Origin of the sequence: Conexibacter stalactiti (genome assembly GCF_033542075.1) — a bacterium.
GTDB lineage: Bacteria > Actinomycetota > Thermoleophilia > Solirubrobacterales > Solirubrobacteraceae > Conexibacter > Conexibacter stalactiti.
The window spans coordinates 1-9907 of record NZ_JAWSTH010000158.1 but is presented as its reverse complement, the minus strand read 5'-3'; the positions used below and the strand labels follow the sequence as shown (position 1 = coordinate 9907).

General features: G+C 71.8%; 7 protein-coding genes and 1 pseudogene. All 8 read right to left on the bottom strand.

Annotated elements, in window-relative coordinates; genetic code table 11:
- The coding region (locus R7226_RS29970; RefSeq protein ID WP_318601160.1) for a Y-family DNA polymerase at positions 1-544 on the bottom strand (544 nt) is incomplete at its 3' end.
- A gap of 109 nt (positions 545-653) precedes the next feature.
- Entirely contained in the window at positions 654-3158 is a 2505-nt protein-coding gene (locus R7226_RS29965; protein ID WP_318601159.1) for an outer membrane protein assembly factor BamB family protein, read from the bottom strand.
- Positions 3159-3424: 266 nt separating this feature from the next.
- Positions 3425-4285 (bottom strand): DUF6159 family protein, encoded by an 861-nt coding sequence (locus R7226_RS29960; RefSeq protein WP_318601158.1) that lies wholly within the window; start codon positions 4283-4285, stop codon positions 3425-3427.
- Between the two features lie 94 nt (positions 4286-4379).
- Positions 4380-5807: an amidohydrolase family protein gene (locus R7226_RS29955; protein ID WP_318601157.1), complete on the bottom strand. Its 1428-nt coding sequence runs from the start codon at positions 5805-5807 to the stop codon at positions 4380-4382.
- Positions 5804-6679, bottom strand: coding sequence for an ABC transporter permease (locus R7226_RS29950; RefSeq protein WP_318601156.1), 876 nt, complete (start codon positions 6677-6679; stop codon positions 5804-5806). Before R7226_RS29950 ends, R7226_RS29955 begins: the two co-directional genes overlap by 4 nt.
- A complete protein-coding gene (locus R7226_RS29945; RefSeq protein ID WP_318601155.1) occupies positions 6679-7488 on the bottom strand; it encodes an ABC transporter ATP-binding protein in 810 nt (269 codons plus the stop codon). The genes R7226_RS29950 and R7226_RS29945 overlap by 1 nt, the downstream gene beginning before the upstream one ends.
- Before the next feature lie 2 nt (positions 7489-7490).
- Complete coding sequence (locus R7226_RS29940) at positions 7491-8552, bottom strand: ABC transporter substrate-binding protein (RefSeq protein WP_318601154.1); 1062 nt, start codon at positions 8550-8552, stop codon at positions 7491-7493.
- 174 nt (positions 8553-8726) lie between these two features.
- Positions 8727-9907 (bottom strand): annotated as a pseudogene (locus R7226_RS29935) (hypothetical protein); the annotation flags it as partial.

Genomic DNA, 9907 nt, shown 5'->3' with positions numbered 1-9907 from the left:
CGCGGCCGCGCAGCAGCGCGACGGGCAGCGTCGCGAGGTAGTCGCGCGCGGCGCGTGCGTCGCCGAGCACGACCTGCGGCCGCCGTGCCCGCGCGCGCGTCGCCGCCGCCAGCGCGCAGAAGCGAGAGGGCCCGGCGCCGAGCCGCGCCGGGTGGCGCAGCGCCGTGCGCGCCGCCGCCAGCACGCGCTCGAGCGTGCCGCCGTGCAACCGCACCAGCCCCTGTGCCTCGAAGCTCGCCAGCCCCGGCCGCTCCGCCTCGACGGCGGCGCCGATCGACTCCAGCCGCACGATCAGCCGCTCCCAGGCGTCGGCGACGCCGGCCGGATCGGGCGGCACCAGCGCCAGCGACGGGCAGCGCGCGAGCGCCTCCCCCAGCGACATCCCGGCGCGCACGCCGAACGCCTCGGCGGCGAGCGAGACCTCGCCGACGCGCGCCTCCCGCCCCGGCTCCGGCGCGAGCGCCGCGGGGCTGGAGAGCAGCTCCTCGCGGTCGCCGACGGCGACGGTGAGCTGGAAGCGGGGGATCAGGACGCAGACGACCATCGACACGAACAGATGTTCGCATCGACGGCAGACGGATGCAAGGGCAGAAACAGGTGCGGCGCCCCAGAGGGCGCCGCACCTTCAGTCACCTGCGAGCGTCAGCGGACGATCAGTCGTCGTCTCTGCCGCCGCCCGTGATCTGGACGACGTAGGAGGAGACGTCGGCGATCGCTCTGGCGTCGAGCGTGTCGGAGAACGCCGGCATGCTCGAGCCGCCGTTGGCGACCTGGTCGATCACGTCGCCGAGGTTTCTCGCCGACGGGATCGCCGTCAGGTCCGGACCGCCGTTGCCGCCTCTGCCGGAGATGCCGTGGCAGGTCGAGCAGTTGTCGGCGAAGACCGTTCTGCCGGCCGCCGGGTTGCCCGGCGTCTCTCTCTCGGCGCCTCTGCCCTCCTCGGCGCCGACCTCACCCGCGTGGGCGATGCCGGTGCCGGAGCCGGCTCTGTCGGCCTGGTCGAGCGTGCCGTCGAGGCCGAACAGCCAGACGGCGTCGCCGCGCGGCGTCGCCGCCAGCGCGTTGCCGCCGGCGAGGAAGGCGACGTACTCCTTGCCCTTGTGCTCGAAGACCGTCGGGGTCGTGTTGGCGCCCGCGCCGGTCTGGAATCTCCACAGCAGTCTGCCGTCGGTGGCGTTGTACGCCTCCAGCTCACCGGTGTTGCGGCCGACGAAGACGAGGTTGCCCGCCGTCGTCACCGTGCCGGAGTAGCACGACTCGCCGGGGAACTCGACGCGCCACTCGATTCTGCCCGTCTCCATCGAGTAGGCGGTCACGTGACCGGTGTTGTTGAAGCCGGTCGGGACGAGCATCGAGCCGATGAACATCTGCCCCGGCACGTGTCTGGCGACCTCGAAGGTCGACAGCGCCATCGCGCCCTCCTGCGAGCAGATATAGATCATCTTCGTCTTGTCGTTGAACGACGACGGCGGCCAGTTGTTGCCGCCGGCGGCGCTCGGCGCCACAGCCGTCAGCGTTCTGCTGTACGGCGTGAACAGTCTGCCCTTGATGATCTCCGGCGTCGTGCCGTCGGTCGTCGTCGATCTCGCGATCGCGCGCAGTCTCGCCATGTCGGCGTCGGAGACCTCGCCGGTCGAGAACGGCTCCAGCGTCGGGTAGGGCTGCGTCGGGGAGGTCGCCTGGTATCTGTTCTGCGGCACCGGGCGGTCCTCGATCGGCCAGATCGGCTCACCGGTCGCGCGGTCGAGCACGTAGAGGAAGCCGGTCTTGCCGGGCTCCGCGATCGCTCTGACCTCTCTGCCGTCGACGGTCGAGTCGAACAGGACCGTCGGCGACGGCGCGTCGTAGTCCCAGATGTCGTGTCTGACCTGCTGGAAGTGCCACTTGTAGGTGCCGTCTCTGACGTTCAGCGCGACGATCGAGGCGGCGAAGAGGTTGTCGCCAGGCCGCTCGCTGCCGTTCAGGTCGGGCGCCGCGTTGCCGGTCGAGAAGTAGATCAGCCCGAGGTCGGGATCGACCGACGGCGTCTGCCAGACCGGCGCGCCGCCGTACTTCCACGAGTCGTTGTCGGCCGGCCAGGTGTCGTGACCGACCTCGCCGGGACCGGGGATCGTGTGGAAGCGCCAGGTCAGTCTGCCCGTCTTGGCGTCGTAGGCGCTGAGGTGGCCGCGGACGCCGAACTCGCCGCCGGCGACGCCGGTGAAGACCTTGCCGTCGTAGTAGAGCGGCGCGTTCGTCTGCGTGCGGCCCTCCTCGGGCTTGCCGACGCGCGTGTCCCACACGACTCTGCCGGTTCTCATGTCGAGCGCGACCAGTCTCGCGTCGAGCCGCGCGACGTAGACCATGCCGTCGCCGATCGCGACGCCGCGGTTGTTCCAGCCGCAGCAGGCGGTCGTGATCTCGGCCGGCAGTCTCGCCTCGTATCTCCACAGCTGCTTGCCGGTCTCGACGTCGAGCGCGAAGATGTCGTCGGCGCCGGTCGGCACGAACATGACGCCCTCGTAGACGATCGGCTGGCCCTCCTGCGAGTACTTCGCCGCCGTGCCGGAGCCGCCGAGGCTCGTTCTCCAGACGCCTCTCAGCTGATCGACGTTGGAGTCGTTGATCTGGTCGAGCGGCGAGTAGCGGTCGTTTCTGAGCGAGCCGCCGTTGGTGATCCAGTTCGTCGTCGGCGAGGCGTTCAGCTCGTCGTCGGAGAAGGCGGGAGCGGGCTCGATCTCCTTGTTGGTCGCCGCGACGATGTAGTCCGCGACGTCCTGGGCCTCGGTGCCCTCGAGCAGACCGCCCGGCATCTGGCCGCGGACGGAGGAGCGCCCGAATCTGATCGCGCTGAGCACCATCTCGTCGTTGGGCTTGAGCACGTCGAGGTTGGGACCGACCTTGCCGACCGCGTTGGCCGACGCGAGCGTGTGGCACTGCGCGCAGGTCTCGCCGAACAGCTCGCGGCCTCTCGCCTCGGCGGCGGTCAGCTTGACCTCGCCGTCGGAGACGCTCGCTATCTGCTTGTTCGACTCGTCGCTGTTGTCGGCGATCACGTAGGCCGTGAGACCGGCCATGGCGATCGTCAGCAGCAGGACGGCGACGATGACGAGCGTGCTCTTTCTCTCGCGAACACGCCCGCTCGGCGCTCTGTCAGACGGTTCCTTCTCCACTTCCACGACGGCTCCCAGAGTTTGCGACTGGCCTCAGAACAAGTGAAACGAGACACACTTGTCCCAATTTCGACATTGATCGTACCAAGCCGAGGGAGCGTGTTGGGTTCCGGTGCGACGTGTGTCCAGTCCGCGTTCGAACCACGTGCGCGCACACGCGCGCGCACGAGCGAACGGCCGGCGCAGGGCGCCGGCCGTGAAGGTGGGCGGCGACGCCTCAACCGGCGCCGCACGGGTGTTGCGCGGACGGCGCGCGAGGCGCGCCGCTGGGACTAGAAGCGGCCGCGTCTGGCCTGGAAGGCGTGCTCGAACTGCTCGCGGTCGAAGCCGCCGACGACCGCGTCCTGCGTCGCGTAGCGGTAGAGCGCGACGCGGAAGATCGCGTTCAGCGTCGAGGCGACCAGCAGGCCGGCGATGAAGCCGGCGACGCCGACCGCGATCAGCGCGCCGCCGCCCGCCGGCGAGGAGCCGACGACCGCGACGCCGAGTGCGCCGATCAGGATCGACGGCAGCATGACGACGAGGAAGACCAGGCCGGTGATCGAGCCGGCGCCAACGAAGCCCTCGCCCCAGCGCTCCTTGATCAGGTGGCCGGAGCGCTGCAGCGCCTCCTTGGGGCCGATCCCCTCCAGCGCCAGCAGCGGCACGACGAAGAAGGTCACGATCGACCAGCCGGCGCTGAGCACTCCCGCGATCAGGCCCGCGACGACCCGGCCGAGCGGCGACTGCGAGAGCGCCGACTCGATCAGGTTGAGGACCAGGCCGACGGTCAGCTGCACGCCGGCCCACTTCGCGACCAGGCCGCGGCGCTCGCGCGCGACGGAGAAGCCGTCGGAGAGTCTCGTGTCGCGGCCGTCGAGCGCGAGGTTCGCGGCGGCGGCGAGCGCGACGCTGCAGTAGATGCCGATGTAGGTCAGCACGTAGAGCGCGATCGCCCACAGCACGATCGCGACCGGGGTGGCGGTGTCGGTCGCCAGCAGCACGACGCCGGGACCGGCGATCAGCAGCGCGGCGGCGAGGATCGCGACCGCGGAGATGATCGGGAACAACGCCAGCGTTCTGTCGGCGCGCAGCACCGCCCAGCTCTGCTTCGCCAGTCGCCAGCCACGTCCGAAACGCCCAGATCGATTCATGGACTGGAGTATCGGACGAGAGCGGGGCGAACTTGAAGGGCGCACGTCAGCGCGCGGCGCGTGCGACGCCGCGCGCGGCGCGCGGGCGCGCGTGTCAGGCTGCGACGCCGTCGAACGCTCTGCCGCGGCCGCCGGCGAGCACCGACTCGCCGTGCATGCCGGAGCGCTCGATCAGGTCGTGCGCCAGCAGGCGCGCATCGCCCGCGAGCGCGCGCAGCTCGTGGCCGACCAGCCGCCCGCCGGCGACCCGGCGCCGGCCGTCGACCCACACGTTGCTGACGCAGCGCGCCGTCGCGCAGTAGACGAGCTGCTGCCACGGGTCGTGGATCGTCGCCAGCTCCGGCGTGTCGCCGTCGAGCAGCACGACGTCGGCGCGCTTGCCGACCTCCAGCGAGCCGACGAGCCGCTCGAGCCGCAGCGCGCGCGCACCGCCGAGCGTCGCCATCCGCACGACCTCGACGGCCGTGATCGCGTCGGCGCGCAGGTGGTGGAGCTTCTGCAGCAGCGCCGCGCTCTTCAGCACGCCGAACATGTCCTGGTTGTCGTTGGAGGCGGCGCCGTCGGTCGCGACGCCGACGCGCACGCCCTCGCGCAGCAGCCGCGGCACCGGGCAGACGCCCGAGGCGAGGATCATGTTCGCGACCGGGCTGTGCGCGACCGCGACGTCGTGGGCGGCCAGCAGCGAGAGGTCGGCCTCGCCGCACCAGATGCAGTGGCCGGCGATCACCTCGCAGTCGAGCAGGCCGGTGTGGGCGCTCTGCTCCACCGTCGTGCGGCCGGCGTGCAGGTGGCGCGACTCGGTCAGCTCCTCGCGCACCTCGGCGAGATGGGTGTGGACCGCCCAGCCGTGCTGCTTGCAGGCGGCGACCGACTGCTGCATCAGCGCGTCGGTGATGCCGAGCACCGTCCCGACCCCGAGCCGGAAGCCGACCAGCGGCTCGCCGGCGAGGCGGTCGGCGAGCGCCTCGTGCTCGGCCATGAAGACCGCTTCGCCGGGCGCCCCGTCGTAGAGGTTCTCCGCACCGAAGGAGACGATCCCACGCAGCCCCATCTCGACGAGCCCGTCGGCGGCGCCGAGCGAGGCGAGCGAGCCGAGGTTGCGGTGGCACGACATGTCGTTGACGGTCGTGATCCCGCTCAGCAGCATCTCGGCGCCCTTCAGGCGCGTGCCGACGCGCACGTCCTCGCGCGTCGTCACCTTCGCCGCCGGCGAGACGACGCGGTCGAACCACTCCCACAGGGACGCCGTCTCCCCCATCCCCGCGATCAACCCCTCGGTCAGGTGGGTGTGGGCGTTGACGAAGCCCGGCAGCACGAGGCCGTTGCCGTCGCCCTCCACCTGCGCCCGCGGGAAGCGGCCGCGCAGCTCCTCCCACGGCCCGACCGCCGCGATCGTGCCGTCGGCGCCGAACGCGACCGCGCCGTCGCGCACCAGCTCGCGCGCCGGGTCCATCGCGAGGACCCAGGCGCCGCGCACGAGGGTCGTCGCGGAGCCGGCCTCAGCCGGCGAGTCTCCAGTCAAGAATTGCTCTCCTTGCGGCCCGCGTGGTACCACGGCAGCATCAGCCGCTCAGCCAGTTGGACGAGGCCGAACAGCGCGATGCCGATCGCGGCGAGCACGATGATCGTCGCGAACATCTCCGATGTCGCGACCTGGTTGTTCAACGTCAGGATCAGGTAGCCGAGGCCGGCGTCGGCGCCGACCCACTCGCCGAAGACGGCGCCGATCACGGCGAGCGCGGCGGCGATCTTCAGACCTGAGAAGAGGAACGGCAGCGCGCTCGGCAGCTGCGCGGTCCAGAAGCGCTTCCAGCGGCCCGCGCCGAGCGTCTTGAGCAGGTTCAGCAGCTCCGGCTCGGTCGACTTGATGCCGTCGATCGTGTTGACGGCGATCGGGAAGAAGGAGACGAGCGCGATCACGATCACCTTCGGGCGCATGTCGAAGCCGGTCCAGATCACGAGGATCGGCGCGATCGCGGGGATCGGCACCATCTGCGAGACGACCAGCCACGGGTACATCGCGCGCTCGGCCAGCAGCGAGCTGCACAACAGCACCGCGAGGCCGACGCCGAGCACGATCGCGAGCACGTAGCCGATCGCGATCTCCTTGATCGTGACCCACGCGTTGTCGAGCAGCAGATCGCGTATCTCCCACATCGCGCTGAAGACCTGCGTCGGCGCCGGCAGCGTCGACTCCTCCGTGTCGGCCAGTCTCACGCCGAGCTGCCAGATCGCCAGCACCGCGAGCGCGAACAGCAGCGGCGGCAGCACGTGCGCGGCGACCTTGCGCCCGCGCGCCCCGCTGCGACCGCCGGTCTGCGGCGGATCCGCGAGGCCGCTGCGCGGCTGGTCGCCGGCGGCGGCCGGCTGCTGCTGGTCGGGCAGCGCCGACATCACCCCACCACCGCGTCGAGCTGACGACGCGACGCCTCGTGCAGCGGCGTCAGCAGCTTCTGCTTGAGCGCGACGAACTCCGGCGAGCCGTGCAGCTCGAACCTGCGCGGACGCGGAAGCTCGACGTCGAGGCACAGCTGCACGCTGCCGGGCCGGCCCGTCATCACGTAGACACGATCCGACAGGTAGACGGCCTCCTCGACGTCGTGGGTGATGAAGAGGATCGTCTTGCGATCGGCCTGCCAGACGTCGAGCAGCCACTCCTGCATCGTCTGGCGGGTCAGCGCGTCGAGCGCGCCGAACGGCTCGTCGAGCAGCATCAGCTCGCGGCCGGCGAGGAAGGTGCGCAGCAGCGCGGCGCGCTGGCGCATGCCGCCGGAGAGGTTGCTCGGCCAGCGCTTCTCGAAGCCCTTGAGGCCGAAGCGGCCCAGCTCCTCCTGCGCCCGCGCGCGCGCCTGCCTGCGAGAGACGCCGCTCATCTCCAATCCGAGCGTGACGTTGTCGAGCACCGAGCGCCACGGCATCAGCAGGTCCTTCTGCGGCATGTAGCCGACGCGGCCGAGCAGCGAGGCCGGCTCCTCGCCGTCGAGCAGGACGCGCCCCTGCGTGGGGCGCGTCAAGCCGGCGACGATGTTGAAGAGCGTCGACTTGCCGCAGCCGCTGGGGCCCACGATCGAGACGAACTCGCCGGGAGCGACCGTGAGGTCGGCCCCGGCGAGCGCGACGACCGCCTCGCCGTCGTCGCCGTCGAAGCGCTTGCCGACGCCTTCGACGACGAGCTTGGCGGGGGCGACCGGTACGGCGGACATCGTCAGGAGCCGCCGGCCGCCGGAAGGTAGCTGTCGCCGCCGTAGACCTCGGGCGTGAACGGCTCTCTCGCGAGTCCGTTGTCGACCATCCAGGTCGACAGCGCCTCGACGGCCGCCGGGTCGATCGTGCCGAAGCGCGCCGCGTCGCCCTGGAAGAGCGGGCCGTACGCGTCGAGCTGGGCGCTCGTGATGTCCTCTCTGAGCTCCTTGTTCTCGGCCAGCAGGTCTCTCAGCGAGGTCGCGGGATCTCTGATCGTGTCCTCGTAGCCCTGCACGGTCGCGGCCGCGAACGCTCTGATCAGCGCCGGGTCCTGAGCGATGTGCTCTCTCGTGGAGAAGGCGACGAGGCCCGGGTAGACCGGCCCGCCATGCTCGTCGAGCTTGAAGTCTCTCGTCGGCTTGCCGTCGACGTTGACCTGGACCCCGTCGGCCGGCCAGAAGCCGGTGAAGCCGGCGATCTTGCCGCTCTCGAGGTTCTGCACGCCGTTGAAGCCGATCGTCACGACCTTGACCTTGTCGGGATCGCCGCCGCCGTCTCTGACGATCGTCTCGAGTATCGCGTTGTCGGAGGGCACGCCGGTCACCCCGACGGTCTTGCCCTCGAAGTCCTTGCCGGACGCGATGCCGTCGGACTCGAGCGTGATGACGCCGCCGAGCGGCCGCTGCACGATCGCGAGGAACGCCTCGATGTCGAGCCCCTCGCCGATCTGGTTGGCGACGTCCATGCCGTCGGCGAGCCCGAAGTCGGCCTTGCCGGCGTTGATCAGCCGCAGCGTGTCGGCCGTCGAGGTCGGCTGGATCACCTTCAGGTCGATGTTGTGGTCTCTGTAGTAGCCGGCCGCGATCGCGCGGTAGATGCCCGCGTGCACCGCGTTGGGGACGAAGTCGAGCACGAGCGTCGCTCTCGTCATCTCGGCCAGCTGCCCAGTGTCGGTCGTTCTGACGTTGTCAGCCGTTCCACCGGAGTCGTCGTCGCTGCTGCCGCACGCTGCCAGCGTCAGGACGGTCGCGCAGAGCGCGATCGCGAGAGTGAGCAGCCGCCACAACGTCCTCTTGTGTCTCATTGTGTCTCCGGTGTGTTCAGTTGGCTGAACTACGATCAGTTGGCTGGACCAAGATTGTCCCACGACCGGTCAAGCGTCTTTGGCCCCATGGCGAAAGATCATCCCCTGTCGTCGGACACCGGCGAAGCACCCGAGCGTCCACGTGCCAACGCGTGTCCGTTCGGGGACGACCGCCTACAGGCGGTCCCGGGTGGGCTGAGCGTACAGCCCCAGTTCTCGGCGCATCGCGTCCGCGACCGCGCCCGCGCCGATCGCCTCGGCCGCGACGACGGCCAGCCGCAGGCGCTCGCGCGACTCCTGCGGCCGTCCGAGCGCGCCGTCCAGCTCCCCCAGCACGCGCGCGACCGGGGTCAGGTACGCGGTCGTCGGCGCGACCGCGTGACGGTCGGCGAACGGCTCCAGCAGCCCGTGCAGCGCCTCCGCGTGCTCGCGCGCGCCGATGCGCGCGGCGACCAGACCCAGCACGGACCAGAGGTGCAGCTGGTAGCCCTCGGCGCGCCCCAGCCGTGCCAGCTCCGGCGGCTGCCAGCGCGTGAGCCGGTCGGTCGCCTCCCGCACGTCGCCGGCCAGCAGGCGCACCAGCGCCGACAGCGCCCGCGGCCCGTCGAGCGCCGGCTGCAGCCGCACGAGGTCGTCGACCTCGCCGAGCAGCGGGGCGAGACCGCCCTGCGCCATCGCGACGCGCACCTCGCACCAGCCGGGCCGCGGCGGGCGCGGTGGCAGCGGACGGCCGGCGATCAGCTCGCGCACGGTCGCGACGTCGCCGGCGATCCGCAGCGTGCGCTCGTCGCCGAGCGCGGCGCCCAGCTCATCAAGCCGCTCCAGCTCGTCGGCGACCGCCTGCGCGCGGCCCAGCTCGCCGAGCAGCGGCAGCCGCTGCAGGCGCGCGGCGGACTCGACGGCGCGGTCGCCCTCCGCGCGGGCGCGTGCCACGAGCGCGTCGGCGAGGGTGAGGCGGTCGGGCGTCGCGGCCGGCTCGCGGCGCGCGCCGAGCTGCGCGAGCGCGATGCGGGCGGCGTGGCGGAGCGGGAGATCTTCGGCAGCGGCCGCGTCGGTGCCGGCGGGCGCGGGTGGACCGGCGGGCGCGGGTGGGCCGGCGGGCGCGGGTGGACCGGCGGGCGCGGGTGCGGCGAGGCCGGCCACCCTCGCCGCCTCCGCCGCGAGCGACCGCGCCTCGTCGGGGTCGCTCCAGGAGCGGTCGAGCGCGAGCCGCGCCAGCAGCTGCGCGCGCTGCCGCAGCGCGCCCTCGTCCTCCTCCTCGCTGAGGCGCGCGAGCGCCTCGCGCAGCCGGCGCGCCAGTCCCGCGTCGGCGTGGGCGGCGTCGGCGCCCGGCCCCGAGGCGCCGGCGGCGAGCG

Coding starts and splice junctions, on each gene's coding strand:
- R7226_RS29960 (WP_318601158.1), bottom strand. CDS start 4,285: ATGAATCGATCTGGGCGTTTCGGACGTGGCTGGCGACTGGCGAAGCAG.
- R7226_RS29940 (WP_318601154.1), bottom strand. CDS start 8,552: ATGAGACACAAGAGGACGTTGTGGCGGCTGCTCACTCTCGCGATCGCG.
- R7226_RS29950 (WP_318601156.1), bottom strand. CDS start 6,679: ATGTCGGCGCTGCCCGACCAGCAGCAGCCGGCCGCCGCCGGCGACCAG.
- R7226_RS29945 (WP_318601155.1), bottom strand. CDS start 7,488: ATGTCCGCCGTACCGGTCGCCCCCGCCAAGCTCGTCGTCGAAGGCGTC.